At 53.8% G+C, this 20,741-nt stretch carries 14 protein-coding genes; 3 read left to right on the top strand and 11 right to left on the bottom strand.

The genetic code is table 11. The features are described from left to right. Nucleotide 1 precedes the first annotated feature (1 nt). Together J7I43_RS08035 and J7I43_RS08040 are read right to left on the bottom strand one after the other, a co-directional pair. Nucleotides 2-1,570, bottom strand: a complete 1,569-nt coding sequence (locus J7I43_RS08035) for a RagB/SusD family nutrient uptake outer membrane protein (protein WP_209145040.1) — start codon at nt 1,568-1,570, stop codon at nt 2-4. 18 nt (nt 1,571-1,588) lie between these two features. Next, nucleotides 1,589-4,738 (bottom strand): SusC/RagA family TonB-linked outer membrane protein, encoded by a 3,150-nt coding sequence (locus tag J7I43_RS08040; protein ID WP_209145042.1) that lies wholly within the window; start codon nt 4,736-4,738, stop codon nt 1,589-1,591. Nucleotides 4,739-4,989: 251 nt separating this feature from the next. Between J7I43_RS08040 and J7I43_RS08045 the strand changes: the two genes are divergently transcribed. Beyond that, nucleotides 4,990-6,003 (top strand): LacI family DNA-binding transcriptional regulator, encoded by a 1,014-nt coding sequence (locus J7I43_RS08045; protein ID WP_209145044.1) that lies wholly within the window; start codon nt 4,990-4,992, stop codon nt 6,001-6,003. A gap of 140 nt (nt 6,004-6,143) precedes the next feature. On the opposite strand, the gene J7I43_RS08050 is transcribed toward J7I43_RS08045, so the two are convergent. The 5 genes from J7I43_RS08050 to J7I43_RS08070 all read right to left on the bottom strand — a co-directional run bounded on the left by J7I43_RS08050 (nt 6,144) and on the right by J7I43_RS08070 (nt 11,834). Continuing rightward, on the bottom strand, nt 6,144-6,557 hold the full coding sequence (locus J7I43_RS08050; protein ID WP_209145046.1) for a response regulator: 414 nt from the start codon (nt 6,555-6,557) through the stop codon (nt 6,144-6,146). A gap of 237 nt (nt 6,558-6,794) precedes the next feature. Beyond that, nucleotides 6,795-8,408, bottom strand: coding sequence for an MFS transporter (locus J7I43_RS08055; RefSeq protein ID WP_209145048.1), 1,614 nt, complete (start codon nt 8,406-8,408; stop codon nt 6,795-6,797). 2 nt (nt 8,409-8,410) lie between these two features. Beyond that, nucleotides 8,411-9,460, bottom strand: a complete 1,050-nt coding sequence (locus J7I43_RS08060) for an HlyD family secretion protein (RefSeq protein WP_209145050.1) — start codon at nt 9,458-9,460, stop codon at nt 8,411-8,413. Between the two features lie 8 nt (nt 9,461-9,468). Continuing rightward, entirely contained in the window at nt 9,469-10,815 is a 1,347-nt protein-coding gene (locus J7I43_RS08065) for a TolC family protein (RefSeq protein ID WP_209145052.1), read from the bottom strand. 113 nt (nt 10,816-10,928) lie between these two features. After that, nucleotides 10,929-11,834: a helix-turn-helix domain-containing protein gene (locus J7I43_RS08070; RefSeq protein ID WP_209145054.1), complete on the bottom strand. Its 906-nt coding sequence runs from the start codon at nt 11,832-11,834 to the stop codon at nt 10,929-10,931. A 256-nt stretch (nt 11,835-12,090) separates the two neighbouring features. Here J7I43_RS08070 and J7I43_RS08075 point away from each other — a divergent pair, with 256 nt between their 5' ends. Both J7I43_RS08075 and J7I43_RS08080 read left to right on the top strand, forming a co-directional pair. Next, nucleotides 12,091-12,363, top strand: a complete 273-nt coding sequence (locus tag J7I43_RS08075) for a hypothetical protein (RefSeq protein ID WP_209145056.1) — start codon at nt 12,091-12,093, stop codon at nt 12,361-12,363. 33 nt (nt 12,364-12,396) lie between these two features. Further along, nucleotides 12,397-13,095 (top strand): hypothetical protein, encoded by a 699-nt coding sequence (locus J7I43_RS08080; RefSeq protein ID WP_209145058.1) that lies wholly within the window; start codon nt 12,397-12,399, stop codon nt 13,093-13,095. A gap of 229 nt (nt 13,096-13,324) precedes the next feature. Here J7I43_RS08080 and J7I43_RS08085 read toward each other — a convergent pair whose 3' ends face one another. From J7I43_RS08085 to J7I43_RS08100, 4 genes are all read right to left on the bottom strand, one after another. Beyond that, complete coding sequence (locus J7I43_RS08085) at nt 13,325-14,263, bottom strand: alpha/beta fold hydrolase (RefSeq protein WP_209145060.1); 939 nt, start codon at nt 14,261-14,263, stop codon at nt 13,325-13,327. A 163-nt stretch (nt 14,264-14,426) separates the two neighbouring features. Then, complete coding sequence (locus tag J7I43_RS08090; protein ID WP_209145063.1) at nt 14,427-16,130, bottom strand: RagB/SusD family nutrient uptake outer membrane protein; 1,704 nt, start codon at nt 16,128-16,130, stop codon at nt 14,427-14,429. A gap of 25 nt (nt 16,131-16,155) precedes the next feature. Further along, a complete protein-coding gene (locus tag J7I43_RS08095) occupies nt 16,156-19,509 on the bottom strand; it encodes a TonB-dependent receptor (protein WP_209145065.1) in 3,354 nt (1,117 codons plus the stop codon). Between the two features lie 206 nt (nt 19,510-19,715). Next, entirely contained in the window at nt 19,716-20,717 is a 1,002-nt protein-coding gene (locus J7I43_RS08100) for a FecR family protein (protein WP_209145067.1), read from the bottom strand. Between the last annotated feature and the right edge of the window lie 24 nt (nt 20,718-20,741).

Consider the following 20,741-nt stretch of genomic DNA (forward strand, 5'->3'; position numbering starts at 1 on the left):
ATTACCAGTTCGGGTTTTGTGTAACAAGATGGTTGACGGTCAGCTCCGTGGAAGGGATCGGGAAAAGCACGTTCCTCGGCGTCGTGTTTTTGGCGGCGTTGGCGGAGTATTTGTATGCAGAAGGCGCTTCAGCGGCGGCTTCCACGGCCAGCGACTGCATATTGGAAATATAAATTCCCCAGCGGATCAGGTCGTGTTTGCGCATGCCTTCAAACGCCAGCTCCCTGCCGCGCTCGTCCCGCACCATTTGCCGGAACGCTTCCTGGTCGAGCCCTGCGGGCACGTCTGCGTCCGCATCCGGAACGTTCACCGGTTTGCCGTACCCGCGCCTTCTCACCATATTGATGGCTTCATAAGCATCGGCATCCGGCGCGCCTTTTACTTCGTTCGACGCTTCCGCTTTCATCAGCAGCACGTCGGAATAACGCATCACCGGGAAGTTGGTGGAGCTGTAACCCCTGCTTTTCGGCGTGGCCAGTTCGTATTCCCTGCGCCATTTGCCAACCGTGCGTTCGTAGATCTGCGTGGGCGTGTAAAAACTTTTCGAGGTAACGCCCGCGGTCACAACGTATTTGTAAGGCGCTATCGCCCAATCGCGGCGGAGGTCGCCCTCGCCGTACAGTTTGAAGATGCGCCCGGTGGGTTTCAGCGGGCCGTTGCTGTAGCCGATCTCGTCGTCTGGGCATTCCACGCCGTTCTCAAGACCCACGCGCCCCGCCAGCATCACGCTGCCGAGCTGGTTGCCGTACATGCCCACTTCCCATAAACATTCCTGTATGTCGTATTTGTCCTGCGAATGATTGATGAAGATCTGTTTGTAATCCGGGTTCAGGGAATGGCGGCCGGAGGCGATCACTTTGTCCGCGTAGGTCAGCGCATCGTTGTAACGGGCCACGTCTTTCAGCGGTTCGCCGGCCATGGTCAGGAAAACCCTCGCCAGTACGGCCTGTACCACTGTTTTGGTGATCCTTTCGTTGTAATTGTAGGCGCTGATGTCGCTCACCAGCGTTTCGGCCTCCCGCATGTCTTTTACGATAAACGCATACATGTCTTTTACGGAAGTGCGCGGCAGGTAAGGCTCGGTGGGCGATTTAGTGGAAGCGAGCTTCAGCGGCACGCCGCCGAAATTGTCCGTCAGCAGGAAATAATAATACGCACGGAGGAAAAGCGCTTCGCCGCGGATCTCGTTTCTCCTGTCGTCGTCCATATCCGGCGTGTTGATATTTTCCAGCAGCAGGTTGGCCCTGTCTATGCCGGAATAGATCACTTCCCAGAGTTTGTTGATGTCCAGGTGCCCCGCGTCGAAGTCCATTACACGGAGGTCGTTGATGCTGATGCCTTTGTAATAAAATTCGTCGCTGATCACGAGAAAACTGTACAACCCGCGCGAATACATGCGGCCGTATTGATCGATCAGCCGGTTGTATACGCCGCCCAGCGCGCGTTCCATGTCGGCTTCGTTTTTATAATAATTTTCCGGCGTTACAAAGTCTTCCGGGTTCGTTTCCAGGAAATTGCAGGAACTGAAAATGCCTGAGCCGAGTAAAAGCAATATGAGGATGCGTTTCATTTTGCAGATCTTTTAATGTTAAAAAGTGAGATCGAGACCGAAGGTGACGGTCCTGGCTTTCGGGTAGGCAGACCAGTCGAAGCCCGGCGTGAGCGCGGAAGGCCGTACGGACACTTCGGGATCAGGGCCGCTGTAATTGGTCCAGGTGATAAGGTTCTGCGCCGATCCGTACACGCGCAGCGCCTGGATATGCGCCCTTTTCAACACCTTCGCCGGCACGTTGTAGCCCAGCGCCACGGTTTTCAGCCGCAGGTACGAGCCGTCTTCTATCGTGCGCGAAGAATACACCAGCGGGCCCTGGCCGCCTACGCGGTACAACTCGTTGCTGGGGTTTTCGGGCGTCCAGCGTTTTTCGTACGATTTGAACATGTTGAGATAACTTCTGGCCTCGCCGTTCTCGAACACGATGCGGTTGGCGTTCAGCAGGTCGTTGCCGTAGCTCCACTGGAAAAATACGTTCAGGTCGAAATTGGCGTAGGTGAAGTTGTTGGAAAAGCCGCCGGCATGGACCGGGTTGGGGTTGCCGATGAGCGTAAGGTCGCTGTTGTCTACCTGCCCGTCCTGGTTGATGTCTTTATACCGCACGTACCCCGGTTTGATATTGGCGCGGGGAGAGCCATTGTCCGGGATATTATCTTTCAGCACGTAAGTACCGTTGGCCAGCTGGTTGAAGTCGCTGAACTGGTAAATGCCGTCGAACAAAAAGCCGTAGAACATGGCGATGGGATGGCCCGGTATCGCGATGTGCGGATAGGCATTGTTGAAGTTGCCCCAGGTGATGCGCGAAGCGTAGCTGGGCTCGCCTTCGTTCAGCTGCACTACCCGGTTGCGGTTGAAGGAGATGTTGAAGTTGCTGCTCCAGGTGAATTTTTTGTTCTGGATATTGATGGTGTTAAGCGTGAACTCCAGCCCTTCGTTAGACACGCGGCCTACGTTGCGGTAACCGCTGAGATAGCCGGTGGAAGGGGCGAGGGTGGCGAAAAGGAGAAGATCTTTCGTATTTTTTTTGTAATAGTCGGTGGTGAGCGTGATGCGGTTTTTGAAGAAACCTACGTCGATACCGAAGTCCGTCTGCGCGGTGGTTTCCCACTTCAGTGTCTGGTTGCCGAGATTGCTGGGAATGGTGCCTTTCATCACGGAGTTGCCGAACACGTAGCCGGAGTAGGGGAATTGCTGGAGGGAAGAAAGATACGCGAAGTCCGCCACTCGGTTGTTGCCCGTAAGACCGTAACCGGCGCGCACTTTGGCGTCAGACAGCCAGGTGATGCCCTTCATGAAAGGTTCTTCGATCAGCCGCCATGCCACCGCGCCGGAAGGGAAATAGGCCCATTTGTTGCCGTCGGGGAATTTGGAAGAGCCGTCTGAACGGAAAGAAGCGGTAAAGAGATATTTGCCGTCGTAGCTGTAATTCACACGCCCGAGGAAAGACATCAGCCTGTTGGTCGATCTCACGGTGGGAGCGGTGTTGATGATGCCTTCGTCCAGCCCGCTCATGCCCAGCGATTCGTTCGGCACCTGGCTGGCGGTATAACCGTAACGGTAGTACGAAACCTGCTGCAAAGAACCGCCGCCCACTACGTTCAGGCTGTGTTTTTTATTGAACACGCGGGCGTAGGTAAGGGTGTTTTCATTCAGCAGGTTGGTGGTCTCGGCATTGTCTACCGAACCGTTCACGCCCTGCACGCTGCTTTTCGGGTTGCCGAGGCGGGTGTTGGAATTGTTGAAAATGTCCTGCCGCACCGCGATTTTGGTAAGACCGCCGGTAACGCGCAGCGTAAGGTGTTTGATCGGTTTGTATTCCACGTAGGCGTTCGCGGTAAGCGTGTTGCCGAAGCGGGGATTGTATTCGTTTTTGTTGGAAATAACGGGATTGACGCGGTATTCGTTCATCGGGTCCACTGCGGGGTCGAACGGCTCGTCGATGATCGATACGTCCGTTTCAGGATCGCCGGTAACGGGGCGGTAACCCCAGATGCTGTACATCAGGCTCGACGTATTGCCCTGTGAAGTAGTGCTCGCAAATGTTCCGTAGGTTTTGGTGGCGGTGTAGTTTACGTTCATACCCGCTTTCAGTTTGTCAGACACGGTCTGGTCCAGCACCAATCTTCCCTGGTAACGGTTGAAGCCACTGTTGATGATGATGCCGTCCTGCGACATCATATTGCCTGAAAAGGAATATTTGGTACGGTCGGTGCCGCCGCGCAGGGCGAGGTTGTGATTTTGCATGAAGGCCTTGCGGAACACAAGGTCCTGCCAGTTGATGCCTTCCACGTTCCGGTAGTCTTCCAGCGTTTTGCCGTCTCTGAGGTAAACGTCGGTATACAACGCGGGATTCACTTCCAGCTGGTATTTCACGAATTCGTACGGGTCCATCATTTCCTGCTGTTTCGGGATCTTCTGCGTGCCCATCCAGGTTTGATAAGACACAGTGGGCGTGCCCATCTTGCCTTTTTTGGTGGTGATGATGATCACCCCGTTTGCGCCGCGGGCGCCGTAAATGGCGGTGGCGGACGCATCTTTCAATACTTCGATGGATTCTATCTCGGCGGGATTGATGGCGTTGTTGTCCGGCTGCTCCACGGGGAAACCGTCTATCACGAACAGGGGAGAGTTATCCTGCGTAACGGAGTTATTGCCCCTGATCACGATCTGCATGGGGGCGCCGGGCTGACCGTCCGTCGCGGAAACCTGCAAACCGGCCACCCTGCCGGCCAGCGCCTGCTCAAAGCTGGGCACGGGCGCTTTTTGCATGTCTTCCACCTTCACTTCGCCCACCGAACCGGTCACGTCTTTTCTTTTTATGCTGCCGTACCCGATCACCACCACGTCGTTCAGCCCTCTTACGGAAGGCTCCAGGGTGGTGTTGTACACGGTGGCGGTGGGGCCGAGTTTCGCTTCCTTGGTATGAAAACCGACGAAAGAAAATACAAGCACGGCGTTAGTGGCCGACCCGATGCGGATGGAATAGAAGCCCATCTCGTTGGTCATGGCCTGCGCTTTTGCTCCTTTCAGCAAAATGGTAACGCCGGGCAGCGGCTCGCCCGTATTATCGGTGATTTTCCCGGTAACCGTTCTGTTCCCGCCGGGGGAAGCGGCCGGCGTTTGTGCGAAGCCGGCGGTAAAAACGGCCAAACACAACATCAGTGTGGTAATGATCCTGGCATTCATGGAACCAATTTGTTTTTAGAATGAACGATATAGGTAACGGAGAGGCGGGGGAATGGATGCAACGTGGTGTAAACGGGCAGCGGCGTGCCGGTGATAAGCATCAGTTTCTTCATACGTGTGAATTTAGTTGACGGCCAAAGATTGTAACTAACAACAATTCCGCGTATAAAAAAATGACGCATGGTAAATTGGGAACATTCCCAATTTGCGGGAATGTTCCCATAAATGAAAATATTTTGTTCCTTAGCGGTATGAAGCGTCATCAGGTTACCATTATCGACATCGCGAAGGAGCTGAACCTTTCGAAATCCACCGTGTCCCGCGCGCTCACCGGCCACAAAAGCGTGAAACCGGATACGCGGCAGGCCGTGCTGGAACTGGCGGAAAAGCTCGATTACCAGCGAAATATGCTGGCCATCAGCCTGATCACCAAAAAAACGAACACCATCGGTATCATCGTGCCGGAATTTCACAGTTCCTATTTCCCAAAAGCCATCATCGGCGCGCAGGAAGTGGCCAGCAAAGCGGGATATTCCACGGTGATCTGCCAGTCAGACGAAACCTACGAAACCGAGGTGGCCAACACGCGCGTGATGCTGGCCAACCAGGTAGACGGCATCCTGGTGTCTATCACGAAAGAAACGCGGAACTTCGACCACCTGAAAATCTTCCAGCGCAAAGGCATTCCCATCGTATTTTTTAACCGCGTGTGCGATGAAATGGATGTGCCGAAAGTGATCGTGGACGATTACGACGGGTCGTTCCGCGCCGTGTGCCACCTCATCGGGCGCGGCCGCAAGCGGATCGCGCATTTGGCCGGGCCATCGTCGCTGAAGATCAGCGAAAAAAGGCTTAACGGCTACAAAGCCGCGCTACGCAAGCATAATGTGCCGTTCGACGAAGAGCTGGTGATCTCTTACGACCTGAACATCGATAAAGTGAAAATTTACGTAAACCACCTGCTGAACCTGGAAAACCCGCCGGATGCGATCTTCGCCGTAAACGACCCCACCGCGATCGAAACGATACAGGTCATAAAAAAACGCGGGCTGAAAGTGCCGGAAGACATTGCCGTGGTAGGTTTCAGCAACGATTTTGTGTCCGGGCTGATAGATCCTGCGCTCACTACCGTGGCGCAGCCGGTGAAAGAGATCGGCCAGGCGGCCGCGCAATTGCTGATCGACCAGATCAACCGCGAGGTGGCGGACTGGAAGGCGATCATCAAAGTATTAAAAACGGAGCTGGTGGTGCGGAAATCGAGTTAGATTTGTCTTTATGTGGTCTGATGATACCTGGTATTTCGCCATCCGCGGAAACGATAAATATTCGGTGAGAGTGCCGACGCAGCGGGTCATGAACCTGTATGCCGCCACTGCGGCCACAGCTGGCATTAATCCCCGATGTTTTACGACAAATAACGGTTGCTGAGCACCTGCGCCACTTCTTTTTCCAGTTCGCTTACCGCGCCCGGTTTCCGGATATAGTGGATCACATTCAGCATTTCAGCGTAAACGATATCGCGGTGGAGATTGGCAGTGGACATAAACACGATGGGAACTTTCAGGGAAGGAAAATGATCGTAGACCGCCAGCGCAAACTGGAAGCCGTCCATCACGGGCATGTTCACATCCGAAAAAATGATGTCGGGTGTTTTCTGCTGCAGCAGCTTAAGACCGTCTGCCCCGTTGGGAGCGGTACGCACCTCGATAGGATTGCCATTGCTGATGGCATCGATGGCTTGAATAAAGAGTTCACGGTCGTCTGGATCGTCTTCGATCAAAAGAATGGACGAATAAAGTATTACGTTATCGCCGGTCATATCTGCTAGTATAACTGTGCCGGCACGCAATATAATAATTTACGGTCAAGCTCCCAGGGGTTTGCGGTTCTCAATTTCATAAACGGCCGGCCGAAAAATCTTTTTTTATTCCCGCCAGCCGTTTATAAACGATTGATCCTAAGATGATTGTGTGGCGGGCGTGCCGCCATCGACGTTAAACCGCGCGCTTACGGCTGTTTCCGGCTTTGCGTCCGGAAGCCCGGAGCGGAACTGCTGTTAAGCTTCGGAGATAATTTTCCGGTCGATGAGCCTTTCGACCTTCGCCGTTTTTATTTTGCTGACCACGGCGAAACCGATCAAAACGATCACCGTCGCCGCCATGCACATCCCCAACAGGTAAAATATTTCCCGGATCGTCAGTAGCTGGCTTTGCACCCCGGCCGATTTGGCTACCAGCGCATTCGAGAGGCCCGTGGTTTCGCCCTGGCTGTATCCTTTCGACATAAAAAAACTCTTGTAAAATTCCAGTCTTTGTGAAAGCAGTTCATTTCCGGCGGCAAAATTGCCTGAAAGATTTTCCCTGTGCCGCTGGTTATAATTCAACTGCAAAGTATTGAACCCCGAAATTGAATTCAGCGTGGCGGCAAAACGGGCGTAAGTGCACACCACGATTCCCGTCATGCCCGTGGTTTGCGGGATGGAGGCCATGCAGAACACGGTAATGGGAACGAAGAGCAATCCGCAGCTCAAACCCTGCAAAAAAACAGGGATGGAGATCTGCGCGAAAGAAAGATCAGGCGTGATATGGAGATGTACCCAGAAATGATAATACGCCATTAACGCAAACCCGCCCAGCAATAAAAAAGGCAGGTTTTGTTTTTTCACGAGAATGACCTTTACCGCCACGAGCGTGCCCAGCACCACACCGGCAACATTGAACATGCCGGCATTCACGATATCGCCCGCGCTCCAGCCTAAAATGCCGGCTGAATAACCGTAGAGCAGGTTTATGCTGTCCCGTGCCCCGTAAAACACCACCATCAGCAGGATCGCGAAAACAAATTTGCCGTGCCTGAAAACGCTGAGATGGATAAGCGGTCTTTTAACGGTCGCCTGCCTGTACAGGAAAAGCGCCGTCATGATCACGCCAGATACGACGGCGTTTCTTATTTCGCGGTCGTTCAGCCAGTAACGTTTCGGACCGTAGATCATTACAAACGCCGCGGCCGCTGCGCCAAACATAAAAAGAACGGCGCCGAACCAGTCTACCTGGTACAAGGGATACGGCTTCACATCGGGCTTTTCTTTAAAAACGATTACGCACAGCGGCATGGCCAGTACCTGCAAGGCGATCAGCCCGTAATACATCGCGGTCCAGTCCATTCTTTCCACCGCCCAGGAGGCACCGATGCCGACGATCAGACCGGCCGCCAGGATCAGCGGGAAAAATATGGATATGCCCACCAGCATCCTTTTAGGCTCGGGCAGGGTGGTGAAGATCGAAAGCAGCATACACCCCGCGATAATGCAGGTTACCACGCCGGTCAGGAAACGGAGCGCCGTAAAAACCACCAGGTCCTGCGTGAGCAGGCAGCCGGTATTCAGCAGGATGCCCGCCAGGAAAGCGATGACAAGGTACCTGCGGGTGTTGAAAAACCGGTACGTTCTGAATTGTACCGGCAGGGTGGTGATGATGCCCACATAGGTGATCTGGAATGCAAAGGTCACGTCTTCCGGCTGTGCGCCGTAATAGGAGATCACATGCGCCTGGATGATGCCGAAAGACGCGAACTGCGCAATGCCGGCGAACAAAATAAAGATCAGCGCCAGCCTGACGAGCCCGGTATACCCGTTGAACCTGGGATGGAAATACGCATTTTGCGCGGCCATGATTATTTATTTTTTGTTTTCCTGACGGTCACTTTTACGTTCATGCCCGCCTTCAATTCTTCAACGGTACTATCATCAAAAAGTATTTTTACCGGCACGCGTTGCACCACTTTCACAAAATTTCCCGTTGAATTATCCGCAGGGAACAGGGAGAATTTCGAGCCGGTGGAAGCGGAAATGGCCGCGATCTTTGCGGTAAAGACCTTCCCCGGCGCCGCGTCCGCCCTGATCTCCACCGGCTGCCCGATATACATGCCGTAAACTTGGGTCTCCTTAAAATTCGCGATCACCCATTTGTCCCGGTTATTCACAACGGATACCAGCGGCTGCCCCGGCTGCACCTGCTGCCCGGCGAGGATGTTTTTCCGCCCGGTGAACCCCGTGTAAGGCGAAGTGATGACGGTATAACCCAGGTTAAGCTTTGCAAGGTTAAGCAAGGCTTCGGCGCGTTTGCGCGCGGCGGAAACGGCGTTATACCGGGCCTCCAGCTCGCGCACTTTGCTGTTGCCGGTTTTCAAACCGTTGACGGTGGCGTTGTAATCGCTTTTCGATACATCGTACCTCGTTTGCACCTGCTCGAAATCGGATAAGGTAACGGCTTCGGCGCTCAGCAGGTTTTTGAACCGTTTCACTTCCTGTTCCTGCTGCCATAACCTTGCTTTGGCGGAACCGATCTGGTCCTGGTTGATCAAAGTGGCGTTCCGCGCCGATTCGATGGAAGCCGCGAGTATTTCCTGCTGCGCCCTCGTGTCTTCCAGCATCGATTCGGCTTCTTTCACTTTCTGGATATATTCCCTGTCGTCCAGTATTACCAGCGTGTCGCCCTGTTTTACCGGTTCGTGCTCGCTGAACAGCACTTCTTTTATAAAGCCGCCCGCCCTGGCGGAAACGGGGTTGATGAAGGATTCGACCTGCGCGTCGTTCGTGTCCTCGTATTTGCCCATGTACACGAGATAACGAACAAAATAGACCAGCGCGACGGTCAGCACCAGCAACGCAACGGCTATACTGAGTTTGTTCGCAATGCTTTTTTTATTCTTTTTCGGCTTCATTATGATCATTATAATTTTCCGGTGATAAAAAGTAAACGGTAATAAATGGACATTGCCGCGATATTAGCCTGCAGGTAATTGAATCTCGATTCCTGGTAAAGATTGTCCGCGTCCAGCAGATCGGTTAACAACGAAAGCTGGTTGAAGTATTTCGTGTTCTGGATATGGTAGTTCGTTTCCGCCTGTTCGATCGATTTCTTCGTAACATGGACCCGGTGCACCGCTTCATAGTATTTTATTTCCAGCGCTTTGGCTTCCAGCCGTACGTTTTCCGTGATCCAGTCTTTCTGCTGCGCTAAAGCCGTTTCCCGCATGCGCGAAGATCTTAAATTGTTTTTATGCTGGTAAAGCGACGATATTTCGTACGTCACTTTTACGCCGGCCGTGCCAACGGACAAGGTTTGCGCTACCGGCGGGAACATAAAAGTGTTCGGGTAATTAAACCCGTAACCGCCGAAAAGCGCAATGGCGGGCTTGTTGAACGATTGGGCGAGCCGCGTCCTGTTTTCCTGCAGCTCGATATTTTTGCCGGCTTTTAAAATGGCGTAGTTGCCGGGGAAACCGCCGGTGTGCAGATCATTCTCAAGACTGTCGGCAACGGAGAGGGAAGCCGTGTCTGCCGGGATGATGACTGTAAATTCCCCGATGCCCAGCAGGATGTTCAGCCGGCGGTTGCTAATGCGGTAGTCGTTTTTATTCGCGGTTTCGTTTAACAGTACGTTGGACAATAACACGTCCGCCCGCAGCACATCGCTTTTGGTGATCTTGCCGTTGGCGTACAATGCTGCGATGTTTTGCGAACGCGTCCTGGCGCGGGTTACCTGGTCGCTGATCAGCCGGCCCTGGTAATAATACCGGATCAGCTCCAGGTAATGCAGCGCGGCCTGCAGGCCGGTATTCGCTTTTTGTTCTTCGATGTTGATGGAGGCCAGCTCGTTCTTATGCCTGGAATCGGTGACGATATACCGTTGCCGCCCGCCCGCATACAGGTTAAAGGATGTTTCGAGCGCCAGGCCGCCGGCGTTGGCGTTGGGCGGTTTGGTGATGGAATGCGGGTCGCCCCAAACGCCGTCGTACAGCGTTACACGGGTATACCGCTGGTAAGAACCGCTGGCGTTGATACGGGGGAGCGCGCCCGCCCTGGCCTCTTCCAGGTCCAGGCGGGTGGCGCTTTCCTCCGTTTTCATCACAGCTACCAGTTTGTTGGATTCTTTGGCCTTTCCGATCACATCCCGCAACGAGAGTGTAAGGGCCGTGTCGCTCACCGGCTGGGCCTGCGCCCCGGTTATGAAACCCGCCATACACACCAGACAGATGCCGGATTTTATGATATTCCTGTTGTTGATCCTTTTCATTTTTATGTTATTGCTACTTTGGCTTTTGGGCGCATAAAGCCCCGAAAGCCTTTTCTGAAAGCTTTTTTTCTCATGTGTTCCTGGCAGTATAAACCGGTATTTTTCGGGTGGGGTTACAGGGGCCTGTTTTTGACAACAGGCAGGCTCATGGTTTTGTTTGATTTGAAATTACTTCTGAAACGCCCGGGAGAAATTTTGGCCAGTTTGGTGAAGATGCGGTTGAAATATTTGGCATCGTCGTAACCAAGGTACGCCGCGATCTCTTTGATGGTCTGGTCTGAATAACAAAGCAGCCGCTGGCCTTCCCGGAGCATTTCCTGCTGGATGAAATAAGACGCCGTGAAGCCTGTGACGGACTTTATCGTGTCGTTCAGGTAACTGATGGATAAGTTCATGAGCTCCGCATAATCGTTCGGTTTTTTCAGTTCCCGGTAATGTTTCCTGACCAGTCTTTTAAAATTGATCGTCAATTCGATGCTTCTTTGTGAATACGCGCCTGCGGCAGACCTTGCATTTACCCGGAAAGCCGCGGCGACCTTGAAAATGCCGGGCACCACCAGGGCATTGACGGCAGGTTTGTGAAAATTGTCCAGCGCTTCGTCGTAGTAGGTTTGATACAGCAGTTCGAAATACCGGGTGAACCATAATACGTCTGCCGGGGAAAGCGCCACCAGCGGGCCATTGAACAATGCCTCTTCGATCATCAGCCTGGCGTGCTCGTCTATCAGTTTATTGTCGAGGAACAATATCCATCCGTCGCTGTTTTTCCCGAAGCAGACCATCCGCTGGATCTGGCCGGGCTGCAGGAAAAGCAACGTTTGCGGGGAAAGGGCGAAGTTTTTGAAATCGACCATCAGCTCGATGCTGCCGCGGTTCAGCAGGATACAAACGTTGTGATCGTTGCGGTGCAGCTGGCCGACGGAATCGTACAGCGATTCAAAAACGGTATCGGTGATCTTTTCGATGTGCACCCCCGAAATGTTTTCTTTTATCTGTAATACAGGAATATTGTTTTTCATATTTCCCGGTTTGGAACGATAGTGCAAAAATACGCCATGGCGCCACCGGATTGTCCTACTTTTCACTGTAAATGGTGGACAAATCACATATTTGGCCGGCGGATCGGGGAGATAAACAGTCTCCGGGGAAATGCGTCAGCGAAGCCGGGACGTTTTTAATACGGATATGGATTTTCCCCCGGCGAATATCGATTAGCTCCCTTCCAAAAAGCCCTTTCACCGTATTTTGAGCCCGGTAAAAAACCATATCCGAAAAATGAAGATAACCCGGTCCATATTAAAGATCTCTGAAGCCCTGGTGATACTCGGCGTATTCGGCTACCTCGCCTGGGTCATGTTCCACTTCGACAATCTCGGCGGCAGGCAGTTCTTCCTTGTCATCCTCATCGCATCCGTTATGATCAGCATCTTTGGAAAGATCGCGGCGGCTATTATCACGCTGGTGATCGGCCTTGCCGGGTTCGTATTTATGCTGACGGGGAAGGACGACGAAGACAAGCCGAAGATCATCAAATCAAAACGGGTATAACCTCCTTATTATTCACCCCTTTAAGTATTGAAAATGTCACTTATCATTCCGATCGTTATTGTAATCTTTGTGGCCTATGGCATATTTATGGTGTTTTACATGAAAAAACACAAAGCCACCCAACAAAAGTATGCCGGTGAAGATGCGCTGGCACAGGCCGGGCAGATACAGAACGAATTATTGACCAGTCATTTCGGGGCCATCAAAGAACAAATGCAGGATGCACCGATCGACGCTTTCACCCAATGCGCGCATATTACCACGGTAGGCAACAAAATGAAATCGGCCGCCGCCACCGCGGCTAAAACAGCCGCCTGGGCCATGGTAGGCGTAAAAGCCCGTTACCGCGAAGCCGATCACGCGGCTTACCTGGTACTGAGCGGCAACGACCTGCATTATCTTTTTTTTGAAGAAGGCGAAGCCAGGGAACATCTCGTGTTCGACAAATTCCGCCTCCTGGGCGCCAGAACGGCCGCCATCACCAATGCCGAAAAAGTAACGCGCCTCTCGTCAATAATGGGGCAAAAACCTTTAAAAATGAGCATGGACATCGAAGGCAACCACACAGACGTTATCTATTACGGCGAAGTGCGCCGCCCGCCGGAATCCGCGCTGTATGGGGAAGGCATCATGAAAGTACAGGGCATGGGTGAGCTGCAGGGAAAGTTCGGTTTGATGGGGCGGTATTTCAGGAAGAAGTTTTACGAACAATACCCGCATCTTTCAGCATAAGTACATCGTTTGCTTTGATAAGAGAAAAGCCGCATGAACGTTGCGTTTCGTGCGGCTTGTTTTTTGTCTGTTCCCGATTTCCGGCCGGGCATCCTGAATGATTCCCCGTTGTATGCGCGAAAGACGTGTTCGACACCGGCGCTTTGCGTGAGATTTACGGGCCGGTAATCGGTGAATAAAACAAGACCCGCGTTGTGCGCAGGTCTTGCCGGGTTCTTTTGAAATATATTTAAAACGTGGGCGGCGGCGCATCCAGGTCGGCATCCAGGAAGTCGGTGACCATCGGTACCAGGATGTTCGTCCTCTGCATCATGCCGATATGCGTGGTGCCCGGTAAAATCGCCAGCCGGGATTTCGGCAGTCCTTCCAGGTCGCCCATTTTCCCGCCGCCTTTGGCGCGGAACAGTTCCAACGCATGTTCGTACCGCACGCCGTCTGCATCGCCGATGGCCATGAGTATCGGGGCTTTGATGTTTTTTACTTCTTTCGACCAGTCGTAGGGCTTCAAATCTATACTGATCACCTTTTTAATAAACTCGTCGAAATGCGCGGGATCGTTGCCAAGACTGTCGTATTGTTTTTGTATCGCCGTGCCTCTGAACATATCGGGCGTGAATGATGCGAAACTCTTTTCCACTTCGGGCCACCATCCATCATGCGCATAAGTGCCGGACAGTATCACGAGCCTGCGTACCTGTTCGGGATGCCGCACCGCCATCTGGAAAGCAACGCCGCCGCCCATGCTGTAGCCCAATACGTCTGCACTGTCTGTTTTGAGATGTTTCAGCAGGCCAGACACATCGTCTGCCATTCCTTCATAGCTCAACTCGCGGGGAATGTCTTTCGTGCGGCCATGGCCCTGCATTTCCGTTACGATCACCTTCCGGTCTTTGGCCATCAGCGGAACGATCGCCGACCAGTTCACGGGAATGTTCATGTAAGAGCCGTGCAGCAGCACAATGGGTTTGCCTTCACCGTATACTTCATAATACATTTTTAAACCGTTTACGTCGGCGTAACCGCTTTCGGAAGGTTTCAACTGTTGAATGGCAGCCGTGTCTTTGGATGTGGCGGAAGTATTTTGCCCATCCTTCGGGCGGGGTTGACAGGAAGCCAGTACAGCCGCAACAATGGCGAGTGAGATCCGGGAGAAAACTTGTATGTTCATATGGTGCCGTTTTATTACGGTACAAATGTCGGCAGCAATTCCAAATCGCTCGCAGTGTGTATGCGACAATCATGGGGTTAAATACGACAAGCGTAAACCGGGTAAGCGGTATAAAGCACAAAACCCGCTGTAGCAGCGGGTTTTGTAATGACGAGCGGGAGGCTTACCAGCCTTCGTTCTGTTTCAGGTTAGGGTTTCTCAGCGTTTCGTCTGTAGTGATGGGGATCACGTACATCGCGTTTCTCCACAACCTGTCTTCCACTTTAAAACGTTCGTACCGGAAACCGTCCGGCGCGGCGGCGTCTACGATCGGCCGCATGCCCCACATCTCTTTTTGCGTGGCTTCCGCTATCTTCCAGCGGCGCACGTCCCAGAAACGGTGATTTTCGAAACAAAGTTCTATGCGCCTTTCGTTCTGTATCTTTTTGCGCATGTCTGCCTGGGAAAGACCGGCCGGCAAAGGCTGCTGGCCCGCGCGGGTGCGTATCAGGTTCACGTAGGTGAGCACGTCTGTGTTGGCGGGCTCGTATTCGTTGAGGGCTTCGGCATAACTCAGGTACATTTCCGCGAGACGGTAATTGATGCCGTGAATGTATCGGCTGCCGCTCTGGCCGGGTGTAATGGCTTCGTCCGCCAGTTTGCGGGTGAAATAACCGGTGCGGGTGTGGTCTGTTTCCGTGCTTTGCCTGTCGCGGCCCGTGGCGTAGGTCTCTACCTGGCGACCTTTCCAGTTGGCGCCGTTGTAGAGGATGTCCGTATAAAAACGCGGATCGCGGTTGGTGTAAGGCCGGGTGTCGTCGTAGCCGGAAAGCGGGTCGTCGATGGGCAGGCCGTTGTTCATTTCATAATCGTCCACCAGTTCCTGCGCGGGAGCGCAACCGCTCCAGCCGCCGTAGCCTTTGGGGAAAATGTAGCGGTCGTAGTCCTGGTTGGCTTCGCGCATGCGTACAAAGATCACTTCTTTGCTTTGCAGCGTTTTGCTTTTGAACATATCCTGCCGGGCGGCCAGCGTAGGTTCCAGGGCGTACACAGTGTTTCCGTTGCCGTCTTTCAGATCAATTACCGCTTTGGCGGCGTCCGCCGCTTTTTTCCATTTGGCGGGGTCTGAAGCCAGCGTGCCGGGGGCAATGTCTGCGAGGTAGCTGGTTTTACCGGCATTGGCCCACAACGGGCTGGCGGAAAACAGCAATACGCGGGCTTTCAGGGCGAGACAGGCGCCTTTGGTAACGCGGCCCACCTGTGTGTTGGGATCGTAGGAGAACAACACGCGTTTAAACGCTTCGTCGCAGTCCGCCAGTACCTGTGCCACACATTCGTCGTAGGTATTGCGGGGGCGGTTCAGCGCCTCCTGGTCCGTTTGTTCGATGGGTTTGGTAAAGATGATCACGCCGCCGAATTGCCGCATCAGTTCCCACAGGAAATAAGCGCGCAGGAAATAGACCTCGCCGATCCTGATCTCCAGGGTGCCGGGATTGTTCGCATCGTCTGGCGTATTGAACTTCGCTACGTTCTCGAGAATGGTGTTGGCCTGGCGGATGGCCACATAGTTTTCCCGCCAGGTGTTGCCGATGGGATTGTCGTTCCCCGACCAGGAGCCGTTGTTGAAACGCATGGAGCCCATCCAGTTGGAGGCGTCTTTGGCTTCGTCCGTAGCCGAGCCCATGTTGTAGCCGCCAAGATAGGTGTATGTGCCGCGCATTTTGCTGTACAGGTTGTTCACTACCTGGTCCGTCATTGCAAAACTGGTAAAAATGTCCACGTCCTGCTGCTGCGTGGTGGCCGCCCTGTCAAGAAAGCCCTTTTTGCAATGCGGCAACAGGGCCAGGGCGGAAAATAAAAATATCGTGAGGAGAATATTACTTTTCATCTGAATCAGCTTAAATGGTGAGTGGTTAAAATTTTACATCAATCCCGAAGTTCCAGATACGCTGAATGGGATACATGGCGCCGTTGCCGTCGCCGATTTCCGGGTCTACCTGGTAATCGTCCAGTTTGTCCCAGGTATACAGGTTCATGCCGTTAAAATAAATGCGGAAATAGGAGAGGCTCAGCGGCGCGATCCAGCGTTTGGGCAGGGTGTAACCTATCTCCGCGTTTTTGAGGCGCAGGTAGTCCGCGCTGCGGATCCAGAAGGAGGAAGCGCGATGGTTGTTGCCGTGCGTGTTGCTGTGAAGTCGTGGATAAGTAGCTGTGGCGGCGGTTTCCGGCGTCCAGCGGCCGAGGTGGAAGGGTTTTACTTTCCCGCTCTGGAAAAATTCGTATACGGCTTCGTTGTTCAGCATTACGTCTGAATGCGCCGCGCCCTGGAACAGCACGCTGAGGTCCCAGTTGCCGTAGCCCGCGGCCAGCGTTGTACCGTACATGATCTCCGGCGTGCGGTTGTAACCAATGCGCGTTTCGTCGAAACCGGCCTGTATGTAGTCGTACTCTTTGCCGGTGAGTTTTCGGTACTTGATATCGCCGGGACCGTAAGCGGAGAAATTCTGAAAAGGACTGTTGCTCACGTCATCCGCATCCTGGAAAAAGCCGTCGGCGATAAGGCCGAACTTGGTGCCGATAGGATGACCGGTGCGCCGCATCCAGGGATAGCTGCGGGTCACTTCGTCGCTATAAACGATCACGTTTTTTGCATAGGTGAAATTAGGCTTGATCTGGTACCGGAATTTGCCGATGGTATTGCGGTGGGAAACTTCGAACTCTATGCCTTTGTTGTCTACCGCGCCAATGTTCTGCGCCTTGATGCTCTGGCCGAACACATCGGAAAGGGTGCTCCGGGAAATCAATATTTTCCTTCTTTTCTGGGAAAACAGGTCCAGCGTAACGTCCAGCTTGCCGTTCCACATTTGCAGGTCCAGCCCGAGGTCTACCTGTTTGCCGCGCTCCCAGGTAACGCCGGGGTTGCCGATGGCGCCCTGGCCCCAGCCGTTGGCCTGGTTGGCGTTGTTGCCGAAATAATAGGGATCGGCCCCGCCCCAGGAAGTGAACCAGAGGAAACGGTCGCCGCCGCTGCGGTCGTTGCCCACTTCGCCGTACGAAGCGCGCAGTTTGAGGAAACGGATGAAAGGCGCATTGTCTTTGATAAAATGTTCTTCAGATACTACCCAGCCGCCGGAGATGGAAGGGAACAGGCCGAAGCGGCTTTCTTTCGGGAAGTTCTCGGAGCCCTGGTAGGAGGCGCTCACTTCCAGCAGGTATTTCTGGTTGTAATTGTACGTTCCGCGGAATAACAGCGACTGGTAGGCGTTGGGAATGCTGGAGCCGTTTTCCAGCAGGCGCCGGTTCCACAGCAGCATGGCGGTGGTGTTGTGTTGTTTGAAGGAACGGTTCCAGTTGGCGGTAGCTTCCACGTAGGTCTGCCGCACGGCGCCGCCGCCGCTGAAGCCGCCGTTGGGGTCTATGCGGGTATCGTTGCCGAATTGTTTGTAACCGGTGATTTCGCCCTGCGCGTTGCGGAGGGGCTCAAACACGGCGTAATTGCGGCCATAGCTGGCATTGGGAGTATTGGTGTTGTCATAAGAAAATGAAAGTTTGGCGCTGAGGTTCTTGGTCAGGAAATCCAGTTTGCGGGTAAGGGCGAACGTGCCTTGCGTGGTATTGTTATACCAGCGGCGGTAGCCTTTTTGCGACAGTTCCCCGTAAATATTGCTCTGGAAAGTACCGTTGCCCCACATGCTGCCGTCTTCGTTAAAAATAGGGTAGATGGGCGCCATGCGGTTGGCCAGGTTCATGATGGTGCTGGCGGAGTTGTTGCCGTCCGTTCTGTCTGTAAGAATGCCGGCCAGGTCGAGGCGGGCGGAGAGGTTGGGCGTGATGTCCACGTCTACGTTGGCACGCAGGTTATAACGTTTCATGACATTGTTGCCGTTGTACCCTTCTTTATTGGTTTTGGTATGACGGTAGTTGCCTTCCGCAATATTGTAGCCGGCGGAAATGAAATAGCGCGCCACGTTGCCGCCGCCGCTTACGTTCAGGTTCGCCTGGCCCACGTGGGAGGTTTTCATGATGAACTTGTAATAGTCCGTGTTTGGCGCGCTGCCGTTGCGAAAGGCTTCCAGCTGCTCAGCCGAAAAAGCGGGCTGCGCGCCGTCGTTCACCAGCGCTTCATTCATCAGCCGCGCATAATCGTACGAGCCGAGGTATTCCGGCAGTTTGTTGGCCTCCTGCATACCGGCGGACGCGCGGAAGTTCACGCTGGGCGCGCCCGATTTGCCGCGGCGGGTGGTGATCAGCACTGCGCCGTTCGCCCCGCGCATGCCCAGCACGGCGGTGGCGGCGGCGTCTTTCAGAATGGTGAGGCTTTCAATATCGTTCGGGTCTACATAATCGATGCTGCGTTCCACGCCGTCCACCATAAAAATGGGCGTGGCGCTGTTCAGTGTTGCAATACCGCGGATGTACAGCGTGCTGGCGTCCACGCCGGGCTCGCCGCTGCGCTGCGTGGTGATGAGGCCGGGCAGACGGCCTGCCAGCGCGTTGGTGAGATTGGATACGGGGCTTTGCTGCAACTCTTTGGTGGTAAGCGAGGCGATGGAGCCGGTCACGGTCTGTTTTTTCTGTTCGCCGTACGCAACGATCACCACTTCGTCCAGCCCGGTATTGGAAGGGTCGAGCGCCACGTGCAGCTGGTTGGAGGAAGTGAGCTCCACTTCTTTGGGTGCGTAGCCAATATAGCTGAACACCAGCGTAGTGGCCCCGGGCGGCACCTGCAGGCTGTAGGTGCCGTCTCCCTGGCTTTGCGTACCGCGGTTAGTGCCTTTGATCATCACGGTAACGCCGGGCAGCGATACGTTGGTGCGCACTTCGGTGACGGAACCGATAATGGTGCGCTGCCTTGTTTCCTGGCGTGGCGCGGCTAAGGGCGTTACCGTAGTGTCGGTTTCGGTTTTGCCTTCTTCCTGCCGGTAAATAACGATAATATCGTCCTGCTGGCGGAATTGCAAAGGCGTGTTCCGCAGCAGCAGCGCAATCGTCTCTTTCACCGTGCGCGTGCCTTTGGAGAGGCTGATGCCACGGTAACGCGACACCTGGTCTGGCGGATAAGCGATACGAAAGCCGGAAAGCGATTCAACTTTTACGAGCGCGTTACGAAGGGTTTCCCTGGCGAGGGACATCGTGATTTTTTTCGTGGTCATATCCTGCGCGCTGCCCGATGCGGATAGCAGCAGGGGCAGCACCAGGAAAAAGGAGATCAGTAAAGGCAATAGGAAGCCTCCCAGCTGTTTTTGCACAGCTACGTTTGTTTTCATAACTAGTTTCAGTTTAGTTGTTACAGAATAATCCTGGTTGACTTACGGGTATACGGCCCCCCCGTGGCAATGTATTTGCCCTGTTCCGGATATGCGGGCGGTCTTGAATGGTCTGGCAATGCGGGGCCTAAACGGGCGGTACGGCGGCCCATTTCATGTTTTGAAACGCGGTTTTTATTGTTAACGAATAGTGTTGCTGTTCTTCTTTACTTAGCAGTATTATTTGTTGGCTGACATCCTTCTCCTGTTATCAGGATATTGTTTTCATCTTCTATTATATACGACGCATTGCGAATGTCGCAAACTACAGACAAGATCGTTTCCAGCGATTCCGTTCCATTGAACGAAGCCCTGATGGGGCAGGAGGCGAGCTCTTCGTTTTCGAACCGGATATTGATGTGATAACGGGCGGCGATGGCCTGTGTAACGGTGGCGAAGGGCAGGTTTTCGAACACCATGTCTTTCCGCACCCACTGTATGGCGGAATCCGCTATCACCGGCTGCCGGATGGCGGCGGCTTCCAGGTTGTTGTACACCACCTGCTGGTCGGGCATCAGCACGGCGAGCAGTTTTCCTTCGTGCTCCGTTTCCACCTTCACCTTTCCGCGTGTAACCGACACCGTTATTTCGGAAGCGCCTTCATATGCTTTGATATTAAAGGCCGTGCCCAACACCGTGGTGCGCAGGCGGCCGCTGTGGATCACAAAAGTTTTGGAGGTATCGCGCCGGATATCGAAGTAGGCTTCACCCACCAGCGTTACTTCACGCGTGCCGCCGTTGAAAACCTCCGGGTATTCGAGGCGGCTGCCCGCACGTAATATTACCAGGCTGCTGTCTGGCAGGGTAATATGGCGGACGTGCGCGGCAGGTATGCGGTATTCTTTCGCCAGCTGGCTCTGCCGCGAGGTTGGTTTGAAATAATACGCGGCGCCGCCGGCCAGCGCGATCAGCCCGGCCAGTACGGCCGCCCATCGCAACGCTCTTTTCCGGAAAGGCACTACTCGCTGTTCCCGCCCCACGGCAGTGTGCAGCTCCTGTAATTTTTGTTCGGTCAGCAACCGCGCCGTTTCGCTGCCTTCTTCCAAAAGATGGTCCGGCCGGTCTTTACCGAGCGATGCATACCAGCGTTCCAGGCGTTCCAGCTCTTCGGGGCTGCAGGCGCCCTGCCGGTATTTTTCCAAGAGTTCATATAAAGCGTGTGCTTCCATAAGTATAACTGTAAATAAAAACAC

The sequence above is a fragment of the Chitinophaga chungangae genome, from assembly GCF_017742215.1.
GTDB lineage: Bacteria > Bacteroidota > Bacteroidia > Chitinophagales > Chitinophagaceae > Chitinophaga > Chitinophaga chungangae.

Bases quoted from the DNA above. Each gene is read 5' to 3' on its own strand.
- J7I43_RS08085 (WP_209145060.1), bottom strand. From the start codon at position 14,263: ATGAACATACAAGTTTTCTCCCGGATCTCACTCGCCATTGTTGCGGCT.
- J7I43_RS08040 (WP_209145042.1), bottom strand. From the start codon at position 4,738: ATGAATGCCAGGATCATTACCACACTGATGTTGTGTTTGGCCGTTTTT.
- J7I43_RS08075 (WP_209145056.1), top strand. From the start codon at position 12,091: ATGAAGATAACCCGGTCCATATTAAAGATCTCTGAAGCCCTGGTGATA.
- J7I43_RS08080 (WP_209145058.1), top strand. From the start codon at position 12,397: ATGTCACTTATCATTCCGATCGTTATTGTAATCTTTGTGGCCTATGGC.
- J7I43_RS08065 (WP_209145052.1), bottom strand. From the start codon at position 10,815: ATGAAAAGGATCAACAACAGGAATATCATAAAATCCGGCATCTGTCTG.
- J7I43_RS08060 (WP_209145050.1), bottom strand. From the start codon at position 9,460: ATGAAGCCGAAAAAGAATAAAAAAAGCATTGCGAACAAACTCAGTATA.
- J7I43_RS08100 (WP_209145067.1), bottom strand. From the start codon at position 20,717: ATGGAAGCACACGCTTTATATGAACTCTTGGAAAAATACCGGCAGGGC.
- J7I43_RS08095 (WP_209145065.1), bottom strand. From the start codon at position 19,509: ATGAAAACAAACGTAGCTGTGCAAAAACAGCTGGGAGGCTTCCTATTG.
- J7I43_RS08055 (WP_209145048.1), bottom strand. From the start codon at position 8,408: ATGGCCGCGCAAAATGCGTATTTCCATCCCAGGTTCAACGGGTATACC.
- J7I43_RS08090 (WP_209145063.1), bottom strand. From the start codon at position 16,130: ATGAAAAGTAATATTCTCCTCACGATATTTTTATTTTCCGCCCTGGCC.
- J7I43_RS08070 (WP_209145054.1), bottom strand. From the start codon at position 11,834: ATGAAAAACAATATTCCTGTATTACAGATAAAAGAAAACATTTCGGGG.
- J7I43_RS08050 (WP_209145046.1), bottom strand. From the start codon at position 6,557: ATGACCGGCGATAACGTAATACTTTATTCGTCCATTCTTTTGATCGAA.
- J7I43_RS08035 (WP_209145040.1), bottom strand. From the start codon at position 1,570: ATGAAACGCATCCTCATATTGCTTTTACTCGGCTCAGGCATTTTCAGT.
- J7I43_RS08045 (WP_209145044.1), top strand. From the start codon at position 4,990: ATGAAGCGTCATCAGGTTACCATTATCGACATCGCGAAGGAGCTGAAC.